Consider the following 22,878-nt stretch of genomic DNA (forward strand, 5'->3'; position numbering starts at 1 on the left):
GCGTGAGGCTGCACCACCTCCAGGTCGAGGCGTTCGGCCCCTTCGCCGAGCGGCAGAGGGTCGACCTTGAGGCGCTCGGCGACGCGGGGCTCTTCCTCATCTCCGGGCCGACCGGCGCGGGCAAGACGAGCCTGCTCGACGCCGTCTCCTTCGCCCTCTTCGGCCGGGTTCCCGGCCATCGGCCGGTCAAGCAGCTCAAGAGCCAGCATGCCGACGACGCCGCGGTACCTCGGGTGGTGCTGGAGGCGACCCTCGCCGGGAGGCGCTTGCGCATCGAGCGCACCGCGGCGTTCGAGCGGCCCGGGCGCAAGACACCGGTGCAGGCGTCGATCGTCCTCGACGAGAGTGTCGGCGGCGAGTGGAGCACCGTCGCTCGGCGCCTGGACGAGGCCGGACGGGTCCTCGAGGACGTGCTCGGCATGACGGCGGAGCAGTTCCACCGGGTCGTCGTCCTGCCGCAGGGCGACTTCGCGGCCTTCCTCCACGCGACCAACGACGACCGAGAGTCGCTCCTGCGGCGCCTCTTCGACGTGGCCACCTACTCCGACATCGAGGCCTGGCTGCTTGAGGAGCGCCGCCGGCTCGACGAGCTGGGTACGCAGCGAGCCGCCCGGCTGAGCTCGGTACGAGCGGCCCTGCGACGCACGCTCGAGGACTGGACCAGCACCTCCGCGCCGCCCGTCGGCGAGGCGCCGCTCACCTCGGACTGCTCGTGGGTGGACGACACGCGAGGCGCGCGCGACCTGCTGGCGAGGACCGCGCCGCTGCACGGGGCGGTGATCTCCGCGGAGAACGACGCGCTTGCCGCGGCCGATCATGCCGAGACGACACACCAGCAGGCCTCCGTCGAGCTGGCTCGCGGGCGCGCCGAGGCCGCCGACCGCAGCCGCGGCGAGCGCGCGCGGGCCACCCTCGCGGCGCTCGCGGACGATGAGCCGCTGATCGAGCAGGCGCGTCGCCGCCTCGACGCGGCGTCCCGCGCCGACCAGGTGCACGTGGCGCGCGCACCCATGCGCAGAGCCCGCGCGGAGCTCGAGACCCAGGTCAGACGTGGTGATCTCGCGGCCGAGCAGGTGCCGGCTCACCTGCGCGATCTCGACGACCTCGACGCCGTACGCGCCGTGACCGCCGAGCTCGACGCGGGCGAGGCCGGGCTCGAAGAGATGGACCGCGCCCGGGACGAGCTGGAGAGCGGTGCGCAGCGCGGTCAGGAGCTGCGCCGCCGCGCCCAGCGCACCTCCGGGAGCGTCGAGCAGACCGCCGCGCGGCTGCAGGAGCTGCGCGGGAGACGCTCGGAGCTGGGTGCCACCCTCGACCGGGCCACGCTCGCGACGACGGCGCTGCTCGACCTGCAACGCTCGCGCCCCGAGCTGGATAGACGCCTGCGCGAACGCACGCGGCTGGAGCTGCTGTGCGAGGAGCTGCTGCCCCGCGCGGAGGAGCAGGAGCGCACCGCCCACACCGCCGCACTGGACGCCCGCCACACCTACCTCGACGCGCTGCAGCGCCGCCTCGAAGGCATGGCCGCCGAGCTCGCCGCCGGGCTGGAGCTGGCACACCCCTGCCCCGTCTGCGGCTCCGCCGAGCATCCTGCCCCGGCGTCGTCCTCGCACGAGGCGGTCGACGCAGACACCCTCGCCGCGACCGACGAGCGCCGTCGCCGGACGCACGAGGAGCACACCCAGGCGACGGGTCGACGGGACGCCCTTCTGCAGGAGCGGGACCAGCTGAGCGAGGCGGTGCAGGGTGACGAGCGCACCGCAGCCGAGCTGCAGGCGGCGAGCACCGCGCTCGAGGAGGAGATCGAGGCGCGCAGCGCCGAGATCGCCCAGGCCGAGCATGCACGCGCCGAGCTGACGACCCTCGACGAGCAGGTCGAGCACACGACCCAGCAGCTGGACGCTCTCCGCGCCGAGACCGCCTCGGCAGGGGCGTTGCTCGAGCAGCACGAGGTGGAGCAGGCAGCGCGGGTCACGTCGCTCGGCTCGGCCCTGGAGGATCACGCCGGATGCCGCTGCGGTCCCCCTTCGCCGCCGGAGTGCCGTGAGGACGCGACTGACGACGAGCTGCTCAGCCAGGACGCCCCGCCCCATCGCGCGGTCGCCGAGCTCGGCACCCTGGCCCGTCGCCACCGCGAGCACCACGAGGCCGTGCGCGGACGGGTCGACGCGTTGCTCTCGGCCACGACGGCGGCCGCGGAGGCCGAGGCCATCCTGCAGACGGCGACGGCCGACCTCGAGGATGCGGCGCGGCAGCACGGCTTCGACGACGCCGGGCATGCCGAGCAGTCCCGTCTCGCCGAGCAGGAGCTCAGCGATCTGCGCACCCGGGTGCGCACCCATGACGACGCGACCGCGGCCGCCCAGCACGTGCTGGCCGAGCCCGCCGTCGAGCAGTCCCTCCAGGGTGAGGCGCCAGACCTCGCCGCAGCGCAGCGGGCCGAGGCGAGCGCTCGCGGTGAGCTGCGGCGGGCGGGCGGCCACCACGAGGCGGTGCGACAGCTGGGCACGGCGTTGCGTCGGTGCCGCGACGACCTCGCGGACCTCGCCGAGTCCGAGGCGGTCGAGGACGGGCGCCGTGACGTCGTCACCGGGCTCGCCGAGCTGGCGAGCGGCCGGGGCCCGGACAACGTCGACGGCATCTCGTTGACGACATACGTGCTGGCCGCCCGTCTGCACCGCATCACCGAGCTGGCCAACGAGCGGCTCGGGTCGATGGCAGACGCCCGCTTCGAGCTCGTCGTCGACCACGGACGATCAGATCGCCGCCGGCGCGGCGGCCTCGGGCTCGACGTGCTCGACCACTGGACCGGCGAGGCGCGACCGGCCACCACCCTCTCCGGAGGCGAGACCTTCATGGTCTCCCTCGCTCTCGCACTGGGCACCGCCGATGCCGTCCGTGAGGAGAGCGGCGGCTCGGAGGTCCACTCGCTCTTCATCGACGAAGGCTTCGGCAGCCTCGACGACGACGCCCTCGAGCAGGTCATGACGGTCCTGGACGAGCTGCGCTCCGGTGGCCGCGCCGTCGGCGTGATCTCCCATGTCGCCGACATGCGCACCCGGATCCCGGCCCAGCTGCGCATCGAGCGCACCCGGGCCGGCTCCACCGTCGAGATCGAGGCGGTCGTCGCCGCGGTGTGATCAGTCCTGCGCGAGCTCCTCCGGCGAGGGGCACGAGCAAACGAGGTTCCGGTCGCCGTACGCGCCGTCGATCCTCGCGACCGGCGGCCAGTACTTGTCGGCTGCCTCGACCCCGGCCGGGAAGACGGCCGTTGCCCGGTCGTAGGACCGCTGCCACTCCCCCGCGAGCATCTGCGCGGTGTGCGGGGCCCCCCGCAGCACCGAGCTTTCGACACCGCCTTCGGCAGCGTCGTCGATCTCCCGCCGGATCGCGATCATGGCGTCGCAGAACCGGTCGATCTCGCCCTTGTCCTCGCTCTCGGTGGGCTCGACCATGAAGGTGCCCGCCACCGGGAAGGACATCGTCGGGGCGTGGAAGCCGTAGTCGATGAGCCGCTTCGCGACGTCGTCGACGGTCACGCCGGAGTCCTTGGTCAGGCCACGCAGGTCGAGGATGCACTCGTGGGCCACCAGCTCGTCGGTCCCGCTGTACAGCACCGGGAAGTGCTCGCGCAGCCGTGCGGCGATGTAGTTGGCGTTGAGCACCGCGACCTGCGTCGCCCGGGCGAGGCCGGCCCCGCCCATGAGCCGCACGTACGCCCACGAGATGGGCAGGATGCCAGCCGAGCCGTAGGGAGCGGCGCTGATCGGTCCGACCCCGCTGTCCGGGCCGGCCTCGGGGGCCAGCGGGTGGTTGGGCAGGTACGGGGCCAGGTGCTCGCGCACCCCGACCGGGCCGACGCCGGGCCCACCCCCGCCGTGCGGGATGCAGAAGGTCTTGTGCAGGTTGAGGTGGCTCACGTCCGCGCCGAATCGGCCGGGCTTGGCCAGGCCGAGCAAGGCGTTGAGGTTCGCCCCGTCGACGTAGACCTGTCCACCGGCGTCGTGGACCATGGCGCACAGGTCGCTGATGGTGTCCTCGTAGACCCCGTGGGTCGAGGGGTAGGTCACCATGATCGCCGCCAGCTGCTCGGCGTGCTCGGTGATCTTGGACTTCAGGTCGTCCATGTCGACGTTGCCGGTGATCGTGTCGGTCTTGACCACGACCACCTTCATGCCGGCCATGACGGCCGACGCCGCGTTGGTGCCGTGGGCGCTGGAGGGGATCAGGCAGATCCTGCGCTCGTCGTCGCCGCGGTCCAGATGGTAGCTGCGGATCGCCAGCAGGCCGGCCAGCTCACCCTGCGAGCCGGCGTTCGGCTGGAGCGAGACCGCGTCGTACCCGGTGACGTCGCTGAGCCACCCGGAGAGCTGGGAGATCAGCTCGCGGATGCCCTCGGTCTGGTCCGCCGGCGCGAAGGGGTGGAGGCCGGCGAACTCCGGCCAGGTGATCGAGACCATCTCCGTGATCGCGTTGAGCTTCATCGTGCACGACCCCAGGGGGATCATCCCTCGGTCCAGGGCGAAGTCGCGGTCCGCGAGCCGGCGGAGGTAGCGCAGCATCGCCGTCTCGCTCTGGTGAGCGTGGAATACCGGGTGGGTGAGGTACTCCGAGGTCCGGCGCAGGCTCTCGGGCCAGTCCGGCTCGATCAGCGGGGCGGTCGAGTTGTCCACCGCGTCCGGGCCGGGCTCCTCTCCCTTCGTCTCACCGCCGAAGGCGGACGCCACGGCCGCGACCTCCCCGGGGTCGGTGGTCTCGTCGACGCTGATGAGGACGGTGTCGCCGTCCTGGCGCCAGATGTTCACGCCCTGCTCAAGCGCTGCCGCGACGACGGCATCGGCCCGGCCCGGCACCGAGACGCGCAGGGTGTCGAAGTAGGGGTGGTCGCCGACCTCGGCGCCGCTGGCGCGCAGCCGCCCGGCGAGGTCCACCGCGGTGCCGTGCACCCGCAGGGCGATGCGGCGCAGGCCGCCTGGCCCGTGGTAGACCGCGTACATCGAGGCCATCACCGCGAGGAGGACCTGCGCGGTGCAGATGTTGCTCGTCGCCCTGTCCCTGCGGATGTGCTGCTCGCGGGTCTGCAGGGCCAGGCGGTACGCCGCCTGACCGGTCTCGTCTAACGAGACCCCGACGAGGCGACCGGGCAGCGAACGCTCGAGCCCGCCGCGCACCGCCATGTAGCCCGCGTGGGGACCGCCGAAGCCCATCTGGACACCGAACCGCTGGCTCGTGCCCACCGCCACGTCCGCACCCCACTCCCCGGGCGGGGTGAGCAGGGTCAGGGCAAGCAGGTCGGCGGCGGCGGTCACCAGCGCCCCGACCTCGTGCGCCGCGTCGGCGACCGCACGCCAGTCCTCGATCCGTCCGTCGGCGCCGGGGTACTGCACGACGACGCCGAAGACATCGCGGTCGCCTGCCGCGGCCCGCAGCGCCTCACCGGAGGTGACGCCGGTGAGGTCGGTGACGAGCACCGAGATACCGAGCGGCATGGCGCGGGTCTCGATGACCGCCTTGGTCTGGGGGAAGACGCCCTCGTCGATGAGCAGCACGGCGCCGTCGGCGACCTTCGAGGCGCGCCGCATGAGGGTCATCGCCTCCGCTGCGGCAGTGGCCTCATCGAGCAACGAGGAGCCTGAGGTGGTCAGGCCGGTGAGGTCGGAGACCATCGTCTGGAAGTTCAGCAGCGCCTCGAGGCGGCCCTGGGAGATCTCGGGCTGGTACGGGGTGTAGGCGGTGTACCACGCGGGGTTCTCCAGGACATTGCGCTGGATCACCGCAGGGGTGATCGTCCCGTAGTAGCCCAGGCCGATCATCGAGGTGTGCACGACGTTGCGGTCGGCCAGAGCACGCAGCTCTTCGACGACGGCGAGCTCGCTCGTCGCGGCCGCCAGCGTCAGCGGCTCGTCCTGCCGGATGACGGCCGGCACCGCGACCTCGCAGAGGCGCTCCAGGGTCGGCTGCCCGACCGTCTCGAGCATCGCCTCGACGTCGGTCTCTCGCGGTCCGATGTGACGGCTGACGAACTCGGGCATCGAAGGGTCGGTCATGGTCGAGGCTCCCTGGTGTCGTGGCACGGCGGTCTGCCTCCCCTTCTGTCGCACGAGGCTTCAGAGGTGCCTGATCCACGAGGTCCTGGCGCCTGAGAGGTTCCGGGGAGTTTGCCCCTTCGGCGCCCCGACCGTCCGTTCGACGTCGGGGGCTCTCCCTCATGGGGTGAACGGCCCTCGCGAGACTACCAGCGGGCCGGTAAGGCGAGCGCTCAGGCGAGCTTGGCGCGGCGGCGCGCGCCCACCTCGTCGCCGGGCACGGACTGGTCGGCCTGGTCGGGCTCGTCGTCCCAGCGCTCGCTCGGCAGCTCCATGAGCGAGCCTTCGACCTCGCGCCACACTCGCCCGACGGCGATGCCGAAGACGCCTTGACCGCCCTGCACGAGGTCGATCACCTCGTCGGCTGACGTGCACTCGTAGACGCTCGCCCCGTCGCTCATGAGCGTGACGTTGGCGAGGTCCTCCACCCCCCGCTCGCGCAGGTGCTGGATGGCGACCCGGATCTGCTGCAGCGAGACCCCGGTGTCGAGCAGACGCTTGACCACCTTGAGCACGAGGATGTCGCGGAATCCGTACAGCCGCTGGCTGCCGGAGCCGTGCGCTCCGCGAACCGACGGCTCTACCAGGCCGGTCCGGGCCCAGTAGTCCAGCTGACGGTAGGTGATACCTGCGGCCTTGCAGGCCGCGGGCCCGCGGTAGCCGAGGTCCTCGCGCAGCTCGGGGAGGTCGTCGTCGAAGAGGACGCCCTGGGCGCGGACGGCAGGCTGCGGACCGTTACCGCCAGACGTGCTGTCCACGGTGCCTCCTGGATGTCGACGAGGCCGCGTGCGGGCCTGCTGAGCGCACCGTGGTCGCGCCCGGTGCATCAATCACGGTACGACCACCCCCGGTGGGGGTCAACGACCGTGCCCTCTCCACCGGGGCGTGTCGGTCACGATCCGGTCTCGCCACCGGTCTCGAAGTCCTCGGGGTTGATGTCCTCGAGGAACTCCTTGAACTTCTCCACCTCGTCCTCCTCCTCGGAGGACTCGACACCGGCGTCGTCGAGGAGCTGGGAGGTGGCGACCACCTCCGCCCCGGTGCGCACCGCGAGGGCGATCGCGTCAGAGGAGCGCGAGTCGATCCGCGAGTCGTCGTCCAGCACGAGGCTGGCGTAGAAGACCCCCTCGTCCAGCCGCAGCAGCTCGACCGAGGTGAGCCGGCGACCGCACGCCTGAAGGACGTCGACGAGCAGGTCGTGGGTCAGCGGGCGCGGAGGCTCGACGCCCTCCTGGGCGTAGGCGATCGCACTCGCCTCGGCCGCCCCGATCCAGATGGGGAGGTACCGCGAGCCCTCCCGCTCACGGAGGAGGACGATCGGCTGCGAGGTCGGCATCTCGACGCGGACGCCGAGGACATCGAGGGTGATCACCCCACCACGGTAGTCCGACCGGCGCCGCAGCGGGCGATCGGATCAGCGCCCGGAGTCCCCGAGACCGCGCCGGACCAGTGCGGTGTGCAGGTCCAGACAGGTGGCGACGAGCCGGCGGGTGGGGTCGCCCTCCCCCTCGGGCGGCTCCGCCTCGCCGGAGAGCGCGTGCTCCACCAGGGCGACCTCACGCTCGGCCGCGCTGCGGAAGGGCCGAAGGTGGCGCACCTCGACGCCGTGCGCCACGAGTCGGCCGGCTGCCACGGCGACGTCGAGGTCGCTCTGGTCGTGGTGGGTGCCCTCCGAGCTCACCAGGCCGAAGCTGATCAGCTCGCGCAGCGTCGCGGCAGAGATGTCGGCGGCCTCGCGCAGCTCGGCCGCGGTGAGGCGAAGGGCGGGCCTCGGGGCGAGCGTGGTCTCCGGCAGCCCGGTGGGGCCGGCCGGCGGCGGCGAAGGGCGAACCGGCACGGCGTCGACCTCGGCGGTGACCAGGCCCCGGTCGAGGGCATCGAGGTGCTCGCGGATCACCCTCAGCGGGAGGAAGCGGTCGCGCTGAGCAGTGAGGACGAAGCGGGTCCGCTCGATGTCCTCGTCGGTGAACCGGCGAGACCCCTTCGGGGTGCGTCCGGGGGTGATGAGTCCCTGCGCCTCGAGGTAGCGGATCTTCGAGATGGAGATGTCGGGGAAGTCCGGCTGGAGCTGCTCGAGGACAGCCCCGATCCCGACGCTCCGCTGAGCCGCCACCGCCTACTTGGTACCGGCGTAGAAGACGAGCCGGAACTTGCCGATCTGCACCTCGTCGCCGGTGCGCAGCACCGCGCTGTCGATGCGTTCCCGGTTGACGTAGGTGCCGTTGAGCGAGCCCACGTCCCGCACGGTGAACCCCTCCTCGCCGCGGCTGAAGACAACATGCTTGCGCGAGACCGTCACGTCGTCGAGGAAGATGTCGCTGTTCGGCCCTCGACCGGACGTCACCTCGGCGTCGTCGAGGAGGAAGCGGGCTCCGGTGTTGGGTCCTCGCAGGACGATGAGCAGCGCGGTGCCCTCGCGAAGGGCGTCTACCGTCGCCTGCTCCTCACGGCTGAGGAGGTGGTCGATCACCTCGTGGTGCTCGGGCGCGGGCGAGCCGGTGAAGTGCTGGGTCGCGTGGTCCTGCCGCTGGACGGGTTCTTCCTGGCCAGTCATCCCAGACCTCCTCCTGCTCGTTTAGGTGAATACAGCGTAGATGACGCCGGGCCAGCTCGGGGCTGGACCCGGCGTCCTCGGGTCGGGTCAGGAGAGCTCTGCCTGGTAGGCCTCGGCGTCGAGCAGGGCGCTGGTGTCGGCGTCCTCGGAGAGGGAGATCTCGTACATCCAGCCGTCGCCGTAGGGGTCGGAGTTGACCAGCTCGGGCGTCGCCTCGAGCGCGTCGTTGACCGCGGTGACCGTGCCGGAGAGCGGGGCGTAGAGGTCCGAGACGGACTTGGTGGACTCGACCTCGCCGCACGAGTCACCCGTGCTCACCTCGTCGCCGACCTGCGGCAGGGTGACGAAGACGACGTCGCCGAGCGCCTCCTGGGCGTAGCTGGTGATGCCGATCCGCACCCCCTCGGCCGTCTCCCGGACCCACTCGTGGTCGGTGGTGTAGCGAAGGTCATCGGGGTAGTCGCTCATGATGCTCCTTGGTTCATCGTCTTAACCGCGAGGCGGCTTCGGCCCGACCCTACTCGGAAGCCTCCTCCTCCGGCACCGGGCGGGCGTACTCCCCCTTCGTCACCTCGTGGACCGCGTCGATGGACACGCTGTCCAGCTCGGCGACGCTCACCGTGCCACCGCGTCCGCGGACCGACTCCGAGATCCCTCCCGGGATCTCCAGCGCCGAGCTGAGGGTTTGAGGGTCGCCGATGACCTTGAAGGTGTACGGGCGCGTCAGGGGTACTCCGTCCGCGCTGATGGTGCCCCCGCTCCCGGTGAAGTGGGTGCTCGCGACGACGCGGACGTCGTCGACCTGCATCGCTTCGGCACCGGCGTCGCGCAGCTCCTGCATCGTGTCGATGAGGGTCGCGGCCGAGACCGCCTCCTCGCTGCCGTCCAGCGACACGGTGATCCCCGGACCGGTCGCCCGGACGGTCCCGGCCAGGATCCCCAGGGTGTCGAGCCGCTCCTGTGCTGCGGCGATCGCCTCCTCGGAGCCGCTAGCCGAGCGCAGCTGGTCTCGCGTCTGCTCGAGCTCGGCGATCTCGTCCTCGAGGCGCTCACCGTTCTGGGTCACGTCGTCGAGGATGCGGACCAGCTCTTCCTCCCGCAGGGTCTCCAGGCTCTGGTCCGCTGTCTCGGTGACCTGGGTCGCGATGGCGAAGCCGAGGAGCGCGGCCAGGGCGAGGGCGAAGAAGTTGGTCCGGGTGGCCCGAGGCCGGGCCATCCGGTAGAGCCGGCTCCAGGCGCTCGGGGTCGCGCCCCCTTCGCGGTCCGGGGTCGGCGTCTTCGGCCCGGTGCTGCGCTCACTCATGCCGAGAAGAGGTGACGACGGATGGAGGCCACGTTGGAGAAGATCCGGACGCCCAGCACGACGACCACCCCGGTGGAGAGCTGGGACCCTACCCCGAGCTGGTCACCGAGGAAGACGATGAAGGCGGCGACGAGGACGTTGGAGAGGAAGGAGACGACGAAGACCTTGTCGTTGAAGATCCCGTCGAGCGTCGCCCGGACGGCGCCGAACACCGCGTCCAGCGCCGCGATGACCGCGATCGGCAGGTAGGGCTGCAGCGCGACCGGGACGTCGGGCTGCAGTACCAGCCCGATGACCAGGCCGACGATGAGGCCGAGGGCGGGAATCATGAGGTCTCCTCCGTGGACGCCGTGTCCGCAGGCCGTGCCCTGCGCAGGGTGGTCGAGGCCACGCTCGGCAGGCTCAGCGAGTCCGAGGTCGTGATGGCCACCGTGATCTGGAAGTTCTGCTGCAGGCTCGTCGCGTACGCCCCCGCTGTGCCCGAGGCGAAGGCGGTCTCCATCGCCGTCGGGTCCCCGACGGCCTGGACGACGTACGGCCGGGTGAGCGGGCGGAAGTTCACCAGGATCGCGTCGCCGGCGAAGCGGATCGCCGACTGCGACGTGAGCCGCTGCCCGTTGATCGCGACCGCCTCGGCCCCGGCTGCCCACAGCCCGTTGACGATGATCTGCAGGTCGCGGCTCTGGACCCGCCCGTCCGTGGCGTCGGAGGTGCGCGGGTCCCCGTCCCCGTCGACGCTCGCGGTCTCGGCGTCGTCGAGCGTCAGCTGCAGCCCCGGCCCGGTGACGGCGACGGCACCGCTGGCGAGACGCAGTCGGTCGAGCTCCTCGGCACCGCCGGAGGCGAGCCGTCGGTCCAGCGCGGTCGCCGCATCGTCGACCTCGGCGCGCAGCTGCTGCAGGGCTGCGGTGCGCTCGTCGACCACCTCGTCGGCGGCCTGCACCCGCTCGACGAGGTCGGCCCGGGTGGCGGCCCTGGCCCCCTCCCTCGAGCGCAGATCGGCGCCGGCCACCCCGAGGAGCAGCCCGAGAAGCAGCAGGTACACGACGAGAACCGGGGTGCCCCAGCCCGTGCTCGGGGGCAGGCCCGCCGACTTCCTCGCGTCGGCCGCCGCCTGGTAGCCCGGGTCGAGGGGGCGCTCCAGCATCGAGGTGATGAGGGTCATCGAGGCGTCCGGGCGGCGGGGCGCGGCCTCGTCGCGCGGCTCTGGCTCGGTGTCACGCGGCACGGGTCCTCCCTTCGCCGGCGGCGCCGAGAGCGGCCAGGTCCCGCAGGTAGACGGCGCCGGAGAGGAGGTACAGCCCGACACCCCACCAGGTGAAGGCCCAGCCCACCGGGCGAGCGACGTCGGCGACCCACCCGGTGCCGTCGGCCATGAGCAGCAGCGGGAAGGCGTAGAGCAGGTTGAACGTCGCCGCCTTGCCGACGAAGTGCACGGGCAGCCCGCGGTGGGCCTTGTCCCGCACCGCGAGGAGAGCGAGCGAGAGGACGAGGTCTCGCCCGACGAGCAGGGCGACCAGCCACCACGGGATGATGCCCCGGTAGGCGAGCCCGAGGACGGTCGTGAAGATGTAGAGGCGATCGGCGATCGGGTCCAGCGATGCCCCGAGGGTCGAGGACAGCCCGAAGGAGCGGGCGATCTTGCCGTCGAGGTAGTCAGTCACCCCCGACGCCATGAGCGTGGCCAGGGCGATCCCGTCACGCTCGGTGACGATGGCCCAGACGAAGAGCGGAACCCCCAGCAGGCGCAGCATCGAGAGCAGGTTCGGCACGGTCCAGACCCGGCTCGCCAGCCTCGGCGCGTCCGTCACGGGGTCCCTGCTCACGGCGCCAGCGTAGGCGCTTGGCCTGGTGGCACAGTGGAGGCATGACGCGCGAGGTCCTTACCATCCCGCTGGAGCAGCTGCGCGAGCGCACCTCGGTGAAGTGGCGCCACCACGGCCCGGACGTCCTGCCGCTATGGGTGGCGGAGATGGATGCCCGACCCGCTCCCCCGGTCGTCGAGGAGCTCGAGCGGGTCGCTCGCACCGGAGACCTCGGGTACCCCGTCCCTGGGGACTACGCCGACGCGATCAGCCGTTGGTACCTCGCCGAAGCGGGCGTAGAGGTCGATCCGACGCGGGTGCGGCTCACCGTCGACGTGCTTACCGGCATCCGGCACGCGCTGCGCGCGGTGAGCCCGGACACTGCGCCGGTCATCATCACCACGCCGGTCTACCCGCCGTTCTTCACCCTCGTCGAGGAGATGGGGCGGCCCCTGGTGACCGCGCCGCTCGGCGAGGACGGGCGACTCGACCCGGCCGCGCTGGCCGAAGCCTTCGCGACTGCCGGCCGAGGCAGCGCGCTCCTCCTGGCCAACCCGCACAACCCGACCGGCACGGTGCCCACCGCGCAGGAGCTGGGCGAGGTCCTCCGCCTGGCCGAGGAGCACGGGGTGTCGGTGGTGTCCGACGAGATCCACGCGCCGTTGGTGCTGAGCGGCGCCGACTTCGTCTCGGTGCTGGCGGTGCCGGAGAGGTCCCGGGCGGTGGCGGTCATGTCAGCGGCGAAGGGGTGGAACCTCGCCGCGCTGAAGGCGGCGGCGATCGTGCCGGGACCTGCCGCGGACGAGGCGGTCTCGCGCATCCCCGCGACGACCTGGATGCAGGCGAGTCACATCGCCGCCCAGGGGCACATCGCTGCCTTCGACCGCGGCCAGGAATGGCAGGCCGCGCTGCTGCGCGACCTCGAGGCCAACCGGCGCCTCCTCGGCGAGCTTCTCGAGGAGCACCTGCCCGCCGTGCGGTGGCAGCCGATGGAGGGCACCTACCTCGCCTGGCTCGACTGCCGCAGTCTGGACCTAGGCGAGAACCCCGCTGCCCACTTCCTCCACGAGGCCAAGGTGGCGCTCAACCCGGGCCACACCTTCGGCAGCGAAGGCGCCGGGCACGCCCGGCTCAACATCGCGACCTCCCCCGAGATCCTCACCGAGGCGATCGAGCGGATGGCCCGCTCACTCCCCCGCTGAGCACCGCCCGTGGGGGGCAGCAGAAGAGGCCGTCTCCGGTTCCCGGAAACGGCCTCTGACCTGGGCTCTCGCCCTGGTCGGGATGACAGGATTTGAACCTGCGACCCCTTGACCCCCAGTCAAGTGCGCTACCAAGCTGCGCCACATCCCGTTGTGCTGTTGTCGACCCCGCCACCTTCCGTTGACCGGCCTCGGGCCGGCCCCCTTCGCGCGGAGCCAGGACACTCTAACTCAGCGGCGCGGGCGGCTCGTAATCGGCTTCAGCGCCCCCGGCGGCGGCGCTCGCGGACGCGGACCGAGATCTCGACGGGGCTGCCCTCGAAGCCGAACTCCTCGCGCAGCCGGCGCTCGAGGAAGCGCCGGTAGCCCGCCTCGATGAAGCCCGAGGCGAAGACGACGAAGCGCGGCGGCCGGGTCGAGGCCTGGGTGACGAAGAGGATGCGCGGCTGCTTGCCACCGCGGACCGGGTGCGGGTGCCCCGAGACGATCTCGCCGACCACCGAGTTCAGCCGCGAGGTCGGCACCCGGGTGTCCCAGGACTCCAGCGCGGTCTCCAGCGCCGGGACGAGCTTGTCGACGTGCCGTCCGGTGCGCGCCGAGATGTTCACCCGCGGCGCCCACTGCACCTGGACCAGCTCGCGCTCGATCTCCCGCTCGAGGTAGTAGCGCCGCTCCTCGTCAAGCAGGTCCCACTTGTTGAAGGCGACGACGAGAGCCCGGCCGGACTCGACGACCTGGGTGATCACCCGCAGATCCTGCTCGGCGACCGACTCCTCGGCGTCGATGAGCACCACCGCGACCTCGGCCTTCTCCAGCGCGGTCTGGGTGCGCAGCGAGGCGTAGAAGTCGGCGCCTCGGGTCTGGTGCACCCGGCGCCGGATCCCGGCGGTGTCGACGAAGCGCCACCACCGCCCGCCGAGCTCGATCAGCTCGTCGACCGGGTCGCGGGTGGTCCCGGCGACGTCGTCGACGACGACGCGCTCCTCGCGAGCCAGCTTGTTCAGCAGAGAGGACTTGCCGACGTTGGGGCGACCGAGCAAGGCCACCCGCCGCAGCCCGTCCGAGGGCCCCTGGGAGGCGACGGCGGAGACCTCCGGCAGGACGTCGAGCATCGCGTCGAGGACATCACCGCTCCCCCGCCCGTGCAGCGCCGAGACCGGCCAGGGCTGTCCGAGGCCGAGGTTCCACAGGGCCGCGGCCTCGGCCTCCTGGTGCAGGTCGTCCACCTTGTTGGCGACGAGCACGACGGGCTTGCCGGATCGCCGCAGCAGCCGGACGACGGCCTCGTCGTCGTCGGTGGCGCCGACCATGGCGTCGACGACGAAGAGCACGGCGTCGGCCATCTCGATCGCGACCTCGGCCTGCTCGGCGACCTTGAGGAAGACCCCCTCGGGGGTGGCCTCCCAGCCGCCGGTGTCGAGCAGGGTGAAGCGCCTACCGGCCCACTCCGCCTCGTAGGCCACCCGGTCCCGGGTCACCCCGGGGACGTCCTCGACGACCGCCTCGCGCCGCCGGAGCACCCGGTTGACCAGGGTGGACTTGCCGACGTTGGGTCGGCCGACGATCGCGACGACCGGGAGCGGGCCGTCGAGCGGCTCCTCGTCTCGCTCCTGGAACCCTTCGATGAGGGCCCGGTCCTCGGGCGTGAGCTCGAAGTCCTCCAGCCCTGCCCGCAGGACACGCTCCACCCCTTCGCCGTCCTCCACGGACGAGGTCGAGGCGTCGGGCTCCGGAGCGGAGTTGTCGGGGTGCACGGGGCTGCTCCTGGGTGAGGGTGAGGGGGCGCCGTCCGGCGCCGGTAGCCATTGTCGCAGCACGGCCTGCCGCCGCGCCGCGCGAAGGGGGTGACCTCAGCCCTCCCGCGCGGCGTCGACGAGCGCGACGGCAGCCGCGACCGACTCCTCGAAGGTGAGGTCGGAGGTGTCGAGGGTGCTCACGCCGTCTGCTGCGGTGAGGAAGGAGGAGACCGTGGAGTCGTCGCGGTCGCGCCGCACGACCTCGTCGCGGGTGCGCTCCACGGACTCGGCATCGGTGCCGCCGTGCAGCTCCTGCGTGCGCCGCCGGAGGCGGGCGTCCTCGCTGGCGGTGAGCAGCAGGCGGACGTCGGCGTCGGGTGCCACCACCGTGGTGATGTCGCGTCCCTCGGCGACGACGCTGCCGAGCTCGTCGCCGATGACGGTGATGAGGTCACGTTGCTGCAGCTGCAGCTCGCTGCGCACCGCGGGGATCGTCGCCACCGTCGAGACGCGCCCGCTGATCTGGGAGCTGCGGATCGCCTCGGTGACGTCGACGTCGCCGACGTGCACCCCCGGCTCGTCCGGGTCGGCGCCCATCGCCAGGGGCAGCTCACGGGCTGCGGCGACGACCGCGTCGGCGTCGCCGAGGTCGACGCCGGACTCCAGGCACCACCAGGTCAGCGCCCGGTACATCGCGCCGGTGTCGAGGTAGCCGGCCCCGAGGTGGCGGGCCACCGCGCGGGAGACGCTGGACTTGCCCGAGCCGGAGGGCCCGTCGACGGCGACGACGAAGGGGGTGCTCATGGCCGACGATCCTAGTGGCCCGCGGGAGCGGCGCCGTCGCGGCCGGGACGGGCCGGCTCGCCCTCAGTCGTGCAGCTGCCAGCCGCCCTCGGTGAGCGACTCGCGCAGGTGTCCGGCGGCGCCGGGGAGGACCGAGACCTCGGCGATGCCGAACGGCAGGCCGAGACCGTGGTCGAGCCGGATCTCCTCGAGGTTGACCCCGGCCTCGCCCATGTCGGCGAGCAGCCGGCCCAGCTCGCCAGGGCGGTCGCCGACGACGACGCTCACCACGGTGTACGCCGTCGGCGCCGCGCCGTGCTTGCCCGGGACCCGGGCGTGCCCAGCGTTGCCATCGGCGATGACCCGGGCGAGGACCGCCCGGGCACCCGGGGCGTCGGCGTCCACCCCGGTCCCCAGCTCCCCCAGGGCGGTGATCAGCGCGTCGAGGTCGTCCCGGAGCTCGTGCAGGACCGCGCTCACTGCCCCGGCGTTGCCGGCGAGGATCTGGGTCCACAGCCCGGGGTCGCTCGCCGCGATCCGGGTGACGTCACGCACGCCGGGACCGGAGAGCCCTACCGCGTCCTCGCTCAGGTGCTCCAGGCGGGCGGCGACGAGGCTGGCCGCGACCTGCGGCACGTGCGAGACCGCCGCGACCGCCTCGTCGTGCTCGGTGGGGCTGAGCGGGACGACGACCGAGCCGACCGCGGCGGCCACCCGCTCGACCAGCCGGACCGACCGCGGCTCCGTCGCCTCGTCGGCGCACACCACCCAGGCACGCCCCTCGAAGAGGTCGGCCCGCCCGGCCACGGCCCCGCTGCGCTCCCGTCCGGCCATCGGGTGCGATCCGACGTAGCGCTGCAACGGGACCCCGAGGCGCTCGAGGTCGTCGCGGATGGCGCCCTTGACCGAGGCGACGTCGGTCACGGTGGCGGCGGGGAACCTGGCGATGGCGTCGGCGACGAGCGAAGGGGTGACGTCGGGCGGCGCGGCGACGACCACGAGGTCAGGGGCCGGCTCACTCCCTTCGCCCTCGTGACCGGGCCGAGGACCGAGCCGGCCCGCCCCGAGGTCCCGGGCCAGGGTCATCGCGGTCACCGACTGGTCCGTCAGGACCGGGTCGGCGCCGGCGCGGACCAGGGCCAGCCCCAGGCTCGTGCCGATCAGCCCGGTCCCGATGATGAGGACCTCGGGCAGGTCGCTCACCACCCGACCGCCGCGTAGAGCGCGCCGATCTCCTGGCGGGTGAGGTTGCGCCAGCGTCCCGTCCTCGTCTGGCCCAGCTCGATCGGGCCGACCTGGGTGCGGGTGAGGGTGATGACCGGGTGGCCGACCTCCTCCATGAGCCGGCGCACGATGTGGTTGCGGCCCTCGTGCAGCACGATCTCGACGACCGCCTTGCCCGGCGAGGAGGCGACCACGGCGAAGGAGTCGACGACGACCGGGCCGTCCTCCAGCTCGATACCGGCACGCAGGCGTCGGCCGAGGTCCTTCGGCAGGGGCGCCGGCACCTGGGCGACGTAGGTCTTCAGCACGCCGAAGGCGGGGTGCTGGAGGCGGTGCGCGAGGTCGCCGTCGTTGGTGAGCAGGAGCAGGCCCTCGGTGTCGGCGTCGAGCCGGCCGACGTGGAAGAGGCGCTCCGGGCGCTCGGCGACGTAGTCACCGACGCAGGGGCGACCCAGCTCGTCGTTCATCGTCGTGACGACACCGAGCGGCTTGTTGAAGGCGAGGTAGACCCGGCTCTCGTCGAGCTGGACGCGCTCACCGTCGACGTGCACCACCTGGCGGCGCGAGTCGACCCGCGTGCCCAGCTCGGTGACCACCTGGCCGTCGACCTGCACCCGGCCCTCGGCGATGAGCTGCTCGCAGGCCCGCCGCGAGCCGACCCCGGCCCCCGCGAGGAGCTTCTGCAGCCGGACGCCGTCCGGGTCGTGCACGTCACCGGTCTCGGCCGACGGGGGCGTGCCCGCCGGCTGGGCGGCGCCACGGGGCTGGGCGGCTGCCCCCCGACCACGCCCGCGACCGCCACCCTGCGGGCGCCCACCGCGGCGGCTCATGCCCGCCCCTCGGCGGCCAGCTCGTCGAGCAGGTCCGCGTCCGGGAGGTACGGGGCGATCGGTGGCAGGTCGTCGAGCGACTCCAGCCCCATCCGCTCGAGGAAGAGCCCCGTCGTGCCGTAGAGGATCGCGCCGGAGTCACCGTCGTGGCTCACCTCCGTGATCAGGCCCCGGGTCAGCAGGGTGCGCACCACCCCGTCGACGTTCACCCCACGGACCGCGCCGATCCGCGCCCGTGAGATCGGCTGCCGGTAGGCCACGACCGCGAGGGTCTCCAGCGAGGCCTGGGTGAGCCGGGCCTGCTGCCCGTCGAGGACGAAGCGCTCGACGACGGACGAGTACGCCTCGTGGGAGTAGAAGCGCCATCCCCCGGCGACGGAGCGCACGGTGTACCCGTGCCGACCGTCCCGCAGGTCGTCCTCGATCTCGCGCAACGCCTCCTGCACGGCCTCCACTGTCACCTCCAGCGCCGAGGCGAGGGCGACCTCGCTCACCGGCTCCTCGACCACCATGAGCACCGCCTCCACCGCGCCACGCACCCCACCGGGGAGGTCGTCGACGTCGAGGGCCAGCTGGCCCCCTTCGTCGTCGGTGGTCCGCTGCTCGTCACTGACCGTCATCGCTGCTCTCTCCACTCTCCTGCTCGTCCTCGGCGTCGAACTCGTCGCTCACCGTGACCTCGGTGTCCTGCTCCCCGACCCACCGCACGGTCAGCTCCCCCAGCGCCTGGGCCTGCTCGAACGCGACGGCCTTCTCCCGGAAGAGCTCGAGCAGGGCGAGGAACCGCGCGACGACGACGAGGGTGCTGTCGGCGTCACGGACCAGGCTGCGGAAGGAGGCGACCCGCTCGCCGCGAAGCCGGTCGGCGATGATCCCCGCCTGCTCGACGACGCTGACCGTCGGTGCGTGCAGGTGGGTCAGCCCGACCGTCGGCTCCTCCTTCGGCGTGAGCGCCCGCGCGGCGATCATCGCCAGCTGCTCCGGGGTGACCGTGATGACCAGCTCGGGCAGCAGGCTCGCGAGGTGCGGCTCCAGACCCGCCTGGCGGGCGGTCATCCGAGAGCTGCGGTGCAGCTCGTCGGCGAAGCGGCTCGCGACCTCCTTGAAGGCGCGGTACTGCAGCAGCCGGGCGAAGAGGAGATCGCGCGCCTCGATCAGCGCAAGGTCCTCCTCGTCGTCGTCGCGGGTGATCGGCAGCAGCCGCGCGGCCTTGAGGTCCAGCAGCGTCGCGGCCACGAGGAGGAACTCCGAGGTCTGGCCGAGGTCGAGCTCGGTGTCGGAGTCCTGGAGGGTGCGCAGGTGCGCCATGAACTCGTCGGTGACCTTGGCCAGGGAGATCTCGGTGATGTCCAGCTGATGCTTGCTGATCAGCCCGAGGAGCAGGTCGAAGGGCCCCTCGAAGTTGTCGAGGTGGACGGTGAAGGCCTGCGCCGCGGCCCGGCGGGTGATGACCCCGCCCGGGACCTGCTCGTCGGGGGCCTCGGTCGGAGCGGCGACCGACGGCTCGGTCGTGCCAGTCATGCCGCTCAGGCTGCCCCGCCGCGCGCGATGAGCTCCCGCGCGAGCTGGCGGTAGGCGTTGGCCGCGTTGTGCCCGGTCGCGTAGGTGGTGATCGGCTCGGCCGCGAGGGTGGCGTCGGGGAACTTCACCGTGCGGGAGATGACGGTGTGGAAGACCCGGTCGCCGAAGTGGTCGACGACGCTGCTCACCACCTCTCGGCTGTGCAGCGTGCGACCGTCGAACATCGTCGCGAGGATGCCGTCGATCTCCAGCCGCGGGTTGAGCCGGTCCTGGATCTTCTCGATGGTCTCCACGAGGAGGGCCACCCCGCGCATGGCGAAGTACTCGGTCTCCAGCGGGATGATCACGCCGTGCGCCGCGGTGAGCGCGTTGACCGTGAGCAGCCCGAGGCTGGGCTGGCAGTCGATGAGGATGACGTCGTAGTCGTCGAGCACCGGCCGCAGCACCCGCGCGAGCACCTGCTCACGGGCGACCTCGCCGACGAGCTGGACCTCGGCGGCGGAGAGGTCGATGTTGGCCGGGACGACGTCGAGCCCGTCGACCGAGGTGCCCTGGATGACCTCCCGGACGTCGTGCCCGCGCTCGACGAGGAGGTTGTAGATCGTGACGTCGAGCTCGAGGGTCGGGACGCCAAGCCCGACGCTGAGCGCCCCCTGCGGATCGAAGTCGACGAGCAGCACCTTGCGGCCCACCTCGGCCAGGGCCGCGCCGAGGTTGATCGTCGTGGTCGTCTTGCCGACCCCGCCCTTCTGGTTGCACATGGCGATCACCCGGGCCGGGCCGTGCGAGGTCAGCTCCGGGGGCTCGGGAAAGCTCGGCAGCGGGCGTCCCGTGGGGCCGATCGGCTGCTCGCCGTGCTCGAAGCTGAGCGGCGGGGTTACCTCGGGTGCCACGTGCAGATCACTCCATCGCTGTCGTCGGTCAGCCTCACGCTGATCGCGCCGACCCTATCAAGCACGGCCGCGCCGTACCCGGGCGTCAACGAGCCCGCGGGTGGCTCTGCGCGTACACCTCGCGGAGCTGCTGCGCGGTGACCATCGTGTAGATCTGCGTCGTCGTCACCGACGCGTGACCGAGGAGCTCCTGGACCACCCGCACGTCCGCACCTCCCTCGAGGAGGTGGGTGGCGAAGGAGTGCCGCAGCGTGTGCGGCGAGACGTGCCCCGCGAGGTGCGCCCGCTGCGCCGCCGCCCGGATCACCGCCCATGCGCTCTGCCGGCTCAGGCGCGCCCCCCGCTGACCCAGGAAGAGCGCCGGCCCCGCCGCGCCCTTCGCGGCGAGCGACGGGCGCCCGCGGACGAGCCAGGCCTGGACGGCCTCGCGGGCGTACCGGCCGAGGGGGACGATCCGCTCCTTGCCGCCCTTGCCGAGGAGACGGACCGCGCCCGCGTCGAGGTCGACGTCGTCGAGGTCGAGGCCGACGGCCTCGGAGATCCGTGCCCCGGTCCCGTAGAGCACCTCGAGCAGCGCCCGGTCGCGAAGGGAGGTCGTCGTCTCCCCCGGTCCGCTCGCCTCCAGCAGCCGCGTGACCTCGTCGACGGAGATGGCCTTGGGGAGGCGGGCGGGGGGACGCGGCGGCGCGACGTCGGCGGCCGGGTCGTCCGAGGTGATCCCCTCGAGCGCGAGGAAGCGGTGCAGGCTGCGGACCGCGACCAGGGTCCGCGCGGCCGAGGTGGCCGCGAGCGGAGGGCGGTCCTCGGTGCCGGTCCGGAGGTCGACGAGGAAGCCGCTGACGTGCTCGCCCCGGACCTGCCCGGGGTCGTCCACGCCACGGGTCCCGAGGTAGTCCACGTAGCGCCGCACGTCGCGGCGGTATGCCGCGAGGGTGTGCCGGCTCGCGCCCCGCTCGACGTCGAGGTGGGTCAGCCAGGTCGACGCGGCCCGCTCGATCGCGCTCGGCGCGCGGCCGCGGTCGACGCTCAGGCGAGGACCTCCTCGACCGCGGTGTTGTCCATGTCGAAGGCGTCCGCGACCGCCTGGTAGGTCAGCGAGCCGTCGTGGGTGTTCAGGCCGCCGGCGAGGGACGGGTCGTCCACCATGGCCGCCCGCCACCCCTTGTCGGCGAGGACGGTGGCGTACTGCAGCGTCGCGTTGGTCAGCGCCCAGGTCGAGGTCTGGGGCACGGCGCCGGGCATGTTGGCCACGCAGTAGTAGACCGAGTCGTGCACGGCGAAGGTGGGGTCGTCGTGCGTGGTCGGGCGGCTCCCCTCGAAGCAGCCGCCCTGGTCGATGGCGACGTCGACGAGCACCGAGCCCGGCTTCATCTCGGCCACCATGGCGTCGGTGACGAGCTTGGGCGCCTTGGCGCCCGGGATGAGCACGGTGCCGATCACGAGGTCCGCATCGAGGACCTGCTCGCGGACCGACAGCGCGGACGACGCGATCTGGTGCACCCGGTTGTCGTAGCGCCAGAAGCTCATCCGCAGCTTGTCGAGGTCGGTGTCGAGCAGGGTGACGTCGGCGCCCATCCCGAGGGCGATGTTCGCGGCGTTCTGGCCCGCCACCCCTGCCCCGAGCACGACCACCTTGGCCGAGGCGACACCGCCGACACCACCCATGAGCAGCCCGGCACCACCCTGCGCGCGCATGAGGGTCTGCGCACCGACCTGCGGGGCGAGGCAGCCCGCGACCTCGGACATCGGGTAGAGGAGCGGGAGCATGCCCGAGGGCAGCTGCACTGTCTCGTAGGCGATCGAGGTGACCTTCTTGCTCACCAGCTCCTCGGTGAGCGGCTGGTCGGCGGCGAGGTGCAGGTAGGTGAAGAGGACCAGGCCCTCGCGCAGGCGGTGGTACTCCTCCTGGACCGGCTCCTTGACCTTCATCACCATGTCCGCGTCGCCCCAGACGTCGTCCGCCTGGTCGATGATCGTCGCGCCCTGCGAGGTGTAGTCCTCGTCCTGGATCGAGGAGCCGAGGCCCGCGCCCTTCTCGATGAGCACCTCGTGGCCGGCGTCGACCAGCTCGCGGACGCCGACGGGGGTGATGCCCACCCGGTACTCGTGGTTCTTGACCTCGCGGGGGATGCCGACCTTCACAGCTCGTCCTTCGTCGTCGTAGGACCGGGGACGCCGTTGTCGCCCGGTACGGCCGTCAGGCCGCAAGATGGAGTCTGCCATGCGGCGTCCGGCCGCCACGGCCCGACCAAGGAGTGCGCTCCATGAAGTTCTACGCCGATCTACCCGCCCGCCGGTTCGGTCAGGTCCTCGCCGACCTCGGGGTGCTCGGATGGGTGGTGCTGTGGGTGCTTGCCGGGCGCGCCGTGCACGCGGCCACGCTCAACCTGGCCGAGCCCGGACGGGCCCTCCAGGGCGCGGGAACGGGCTTCCAGGACCGGATGAACGGCGCCGGCGACCAGGTCGACGACCTGCCGCTGCTCGACGACCGGGTGGCGACGCCGTTCCGAGAGGCCGCGGGCGCCGGGCAGGACATCGAGTCGGCCGGGCGAGACCTCGTCACCGCGGTCGGCCGGCTCGCGACCGTGCTCGGGGTCGTCACGGCGCTCGTCCCGATCCTCATCGTCGGCGTCACCTGGCTGGCGCTGCGCTCCCGCTTCGTCCGGCAGGCCACCGCCGCCCAGCGGCTCATCGACGCCGACGCCGACCTCGACCTCTTCGCGCTCCGGGCGATGGCTCATCAGCCGATGACCCGGATCGCGGCGATCTCCCCCGACCCGGCCGGCGCCTGGCGGCGACGCGACCCCGACGTGGTGCACCGGCTGGCGCTCCTCGAGCTCCGCGCGAGCGGGCTGCGCCCGCCCCGACCGACGCCGGCGCTGGCCGAGACCGACCCGCCCGCACCACCGGCTTCGCGGCAGCGCGGCTGGACGCCCTGATC

22 protein-coding genes, 1 tRNA gene and 1 riboswitch are annotated in these 22,878 nt (G+C 72.5%); of the genes, 3 read left to right on the forward strand and 20 right to left on the reverse strand.

Annotated elements, in window-relative coordinates; translation table 11 throughout:
* Nucleotides 1–2 precede the first annotated feature (2 nt).
* Nucleotides 3–3,140, forward strand: coding sequence for an AAA family ATPase (locus FB557_RS13110; protein ID WP_144858078.1), 3,138 nt, complete (start codon nt 3–5; stop codon nt 3,138–3,140).
* Here the strand turns inward: FB557_RS13110 and gcvP are convergent, their stop codons facing one another.
* The 10 genes from gcvP to clsA all read right to left on the reverse strand — a co-directional run bounded on the left by gcvP (nt 3,141) and on the right by clsA (nt 11,769).
* Entirely contained in the window at nt 3,141–6,047 is a 2,907-nt protein-coding gene (gcvP, locus tag FB557_RS13115) for an aminomethyl-transferring glycine dehydrogenase (protein ID WP_144858079.1), read from the reverse strand.
* 70 nt (nt 6,048–6,117) lie between these two features.
* A riboswitch (glycine riboswitch) is annotated at nt 6,118–6,217 on the reverse strand.
* 42 nt (nt 6,218–6,259) lie between these two features.
* Complete coding sequence (locus FB557_RS13120) at nt 6,260–6,844, reverse strand: MerR family transcriptional regulator (RefSeq protein ID WP_246074814.1); 585 nt, start codon at nt 6,842–6,844, stop codon at nt 6,260–6,262.
* Nucleotides 6,845–6,978: 134 nt separating this feature from the next.
* The gene (locus FB557_RS13125; protein ID WP_144858081.1) at nt 6,979–7,458 is read right to left on the reverse strand and encodes a bifunctional nuclease family protein; all 480 of its coding nucleotides are present in this window, start codon (nt 7,456–7,458) and stop codon (nt 6,979–6,981) included.
* Nucleotides 7,459–7,500: 42 nt separating this feature from the next.
* A complete protein-coding gene (gene ftsR, locus FB557_RS13130; RefSeq protein ID WP_144858082.1) occupies nt 7,501–8,199 on the reverse strand; it encodes a transcriptional regulator FtsR in 699 nt (232 codons plus the stop codon).
* A 3-nt stretch (nt 8,200–8,202) separates the two neighbouring features.
* Nucleotides 8,203–8,640 (reverse strand): FHA domain-containing protein, encoded by a 438-nt coding sequence (locus tag FB557_RS13135; RefSeq protein ID WP_144858083.1) that lies wholly within the window; start codon nt 8,638–8,640, stop codon nt 8,203–8,205.
* A gap of 87 nt (nt 8,641–8,727) precedes the next feature.
* Nucleotides 8,728–9,108 (reverse strand): glycine cleavage system protein GcvH, encoded by a 381-nt coding sequence (gcvH, locus tag FB557_RS13140; protein ID WP_144858084.1) that lies wholly within the window; start codon nt 9,106–9,108, stop codon nt 8,728–8,730.
* Between the two features lie 49 nt (nt 9,109–9,157).
* Nucleotides 9,158–9,943 (reverse strand): DUF881 domain-containing protein, encoded by a 786-nt coding sequence (locus FB557_RS13145; protein WP_144858085.1) that lies wholly within the window; start codon nt 9,941–9,943, stop codon nt 9,158–9,160.
* Complete coding sequence (locus tag FB557_RS13150) at nt 9,940–10,272, reverse strand: small basic family protein (RefSeq protein ID WP_144858086.1); 333 nt, start codon at nt 10,270–10,272, stop codon at nt 9,940–9,942. Before FB557_RS13150 ends, FB557_RS13145 begins: the two co-directional genes overlap by 4 nt.
* Nucleotides 10,269–11,171 carry a DUF881 domain-containing protein gene (locus FB557_RS13155; protein ID WP_246074816.1) on the reverse strand — a complete coding sequence of 301 codons (903 nt, stop codon included), beginning with the start codon at nt 11,169–11,171 and terminating at the stop codon, nt 10,269–10,271. The genes FB557_RS13150 and FB557_RS13155 overlap by 4 nt, the downstream gene beginning before the upstream one ends.
* The gene (gene clsA, locus FB557_RS13160; protein WP_246074818.1) at nt 11,161–11,769 is read right to left on the reverse strand and encodes a cardiolipin synthase ClsA; all 609 of its coding nucleotides are present in this window, start codon (nt 11,767–11,769) and stop codon (nt 11,161–11,163) included. Before clsA ends, FB557_RS13155 begins: the two co-directional genes overlap by 11 nt.
* A gap of 41 nt (nt 11,770–11,810) precedes the next feature.
* On the opposite strand from clsA, the gene FB557_RS13165 reads away from it, so the two are divergent.
* The gene (locus FB557_RS13165; RefSeq protein ID WP_144858087.1) at nt 11,811–12,950 is read left to right on the forward strand and encodes a MalY/PatB family protein; all 1,140 of its coding nucleotides are present in this window, start codon (nt 11,811–11,813) and stop codon (nt 12,948–12,950) included.
* A gap of 74 nt (nt 12,951–13,024) precedes the next feature.
* Here FB557_RS13165 and FB557_RS13170 read toward each other — a convergent pair.
* The 10 genes from FB557_RS13170 to ald all read right to left on the reverse strand — a co-directional run bounded on the left by FB557_RS13170 (nt 13,025) and on the right by ald (nt 22,079).
* Nucleotides 13,025–13,101 (reverse strand) — tRNA-Pro (locus FB557_RS13170).
* 109 nt (nt 13,102–13,210) lie between these two features.
* Entirely contained in the window at nt 13,211–14,656 is a 1,446-nt protein-coding gene (gene der, locus FB557_RS13175; protein ID WP_425462991.1) for a ribosome biogenesis GTPase Der, read from the reverse strand.
* Nucleotides 14,657–14,800: 144 nt separating this feature from the next.
* The gene (cmk, locus tag FB557_RS14655) at nt 14,801–15,490 is read right to left on the reverse strand and encodes a (d)CMP kinase (RefSeq protein WP_144858089.1); all 690 of its coding nucleotides are present in this window, start codon (nt 15,488–15,490) and stop codon (nt 14,801–14,803) included.
* 63 nt (nt 15,491–15,553) lie between these two features.
* Entirely contained in the window at nt 15,554–16,672 is a 1,119-nt protein-coding gene (locus FB557_RS13185; protein WP_144858090.1) for a prephenate dehydrogenase, read from the reverse strand.
* Nucleotides 16,669–17,523 (reverse strand): pseudouridine synthase, encoded by an 855-nt coding sequence (locus FB557_RS13190; RefSeq protein ID WP_144858091.1) that lies wholly within the window; start codon nt 17,521–17,523, stop codon nt 16,669–16,671. The genes FB557_RS13185 and FB557_RS13190 overlap by 4 nt, the downstream gene beginning before the upstream one ends.
* Complete coding sequence (scpB, locus tag FB557_RS13195; RefSeq protein WP_144858092.1) at nt 17,520–18,143, reverse strand: SMC-Scp complex subunit ScpB; 624 nt, start codon at nt 18,141–18,143, stop codon at nt 17,520–17,522. Before scpB ends, FB557_RS13190 begins: the two co-directional genes overlap by 4 nt.
* On the reverse strand, nt 18,130–19,044 hold the full coding sequence (locus FB557_RS13200; RefSeq protein ID WP_144858093.1) for a segregation and condensation protein A: 915 nt from the start codon (nt 19,042–19,044) through the stop codon (nt 18,130–18,132). The genes scpB and FB557_RS13200 overlap by 14 nt, the downstream gene beginning before the upstream one ends.
* Before the next feature lie 5 nt (nt 19,045–19,049).
* Nucleotides 19,050–19,937 (reverse strand): ParA family protein, encoded by an 888-nt coding sequence (locus tag FB557_RS13205; protein ID WP_246074820.1) that lies wholly within the window; start codon nt 19,935–19,937, stop codon nt 19,050–19,052.
* A gap of 85 nt (nt 19,938–20,022) precedes the next feature.
* Nucleotides 20,023–20,967, reverse strand: a complete 945-nt coding sequence (xerD, locus tag FB557_RS13210) for a site-specific tyrosine recombinase XerD (protein ID WP_144858217.1) — start codon at nt 20,965–20,967, stop codon at nt 20,023–20,025.
* Entirely contained in the window at nt 20,964–22,079 is a 1,116-nt protein-coding gene (gene ald, locus FB557_RS13215; RefSeq protein WP_144858095.1) for an alanine dehydrogenase, read from the reverse strand. Before ald ends, xerD begins: the two co-directional genes overlap by 4 nt.
* A 122-nt stretch (nt 22,080–22,201) precedes the next feature.
* Here ald and FB557_RS13220 point away from each other — a divergent pair, with 122 nt between their 5' ends.
* On the forward strand, nt 22,202–22,876 hold the full coding sequence (locus tag FB557_RS13220; protein WP_211356583.1) for a hypothetical protein: 675 nt from the start codon (nt 22,202–22,204) through the stop codon (nt 22,874–22,876).
* Nucleotides 22,877–22,878 lie beyond the last annotated feature (2 nt).

It is taken from the genome of Marihabitans asiaticum (assembly GCF_007828725.1).
Lineage (GTDB): Bacteria > Actinomycetota > Actinomycetes > Actinomycetales > Dermatophilaceae > Marihabitans > Marihabitans asiaticum.

Bases quoted from the DNA above. Each gene is read 5' to 3' on its own strand.
- gcvP (WP_144858079.1), bottom strand. From the start codon at position 6,047: ATGACCGACCCTTCGATGCCCGAGTTCGTCAGCCGTCACATCGGACCG.
- FB557_RS13135 (WP_144858083.1), bottom strand. From the start codon at position 8,640: ATGACTGGCCAGGAAGAACCCGTCCAGCGGCAGGACCACGCGACCCAG.
- gcvH (WP_144858084.1), bottom strand. From the start codon at position 9,108: ATGAGCGACTACCCCGATGACCTTCGCTACACCACCGACCACGAGTGG.
- FB557_RS13145 (WP_144858085.1), bottom strand. From the start codon at position 9,943: ATGAGTGAGCGCAGCACCGGGCCGAAGACGCCGACCCCGGACCGCGAA.
- FB557_RS13150 (WP_144858086.1), bottom strand. From the start codon at position 10,272: ATGATTCCCGCCCTCGGCCTCATCGTCGGCCTGGTCATCGGGCTGGTA.
- FB557_RS13165 (WP_144858087.1), top strand. From the start codon at position 11,811: ATGACGCGCGAGGTCCTTACCATCCCGCTGGAGCAGCTGCGCGAGCGC.
- cmk (WP_144858089.1), bottom strand. From the start codon at position 15,490: ATGAGCACCCCCTTCGTCGTCGCCGTCGACGGGCCCTCCGGCTCGGGC.
- FB557_RS13190 (WP_144858091.1), bottom strand. From the start codon at position 17,523: ATGAGCCGCCGCGGTGGGCGCCCGCAGGGTGGCGGTCGCGGGCGTGGT.
- scpB (WP_144858092.1), bottom strand. From the start codon at position 18,143: ATGACGGTCAGTGACGAGCAGCGGACCACCGACGACGAAGGGGGCCAG.
- FB557_RS13200 (WP_144858093.1), bottom strand. From the start codon at position 19,044: ATGACTGGCACGACCGAGCCGTCGGTCGCCGCTCCGACCGAGGCCCCC.
- FB557_RS13220 (WP_211356583.1), top strand. From the start codon at position 22,202: ATGAAGTTCTACGCCGATCTACCCGCCCGCCGGTTCGGTCAGGTCCTC.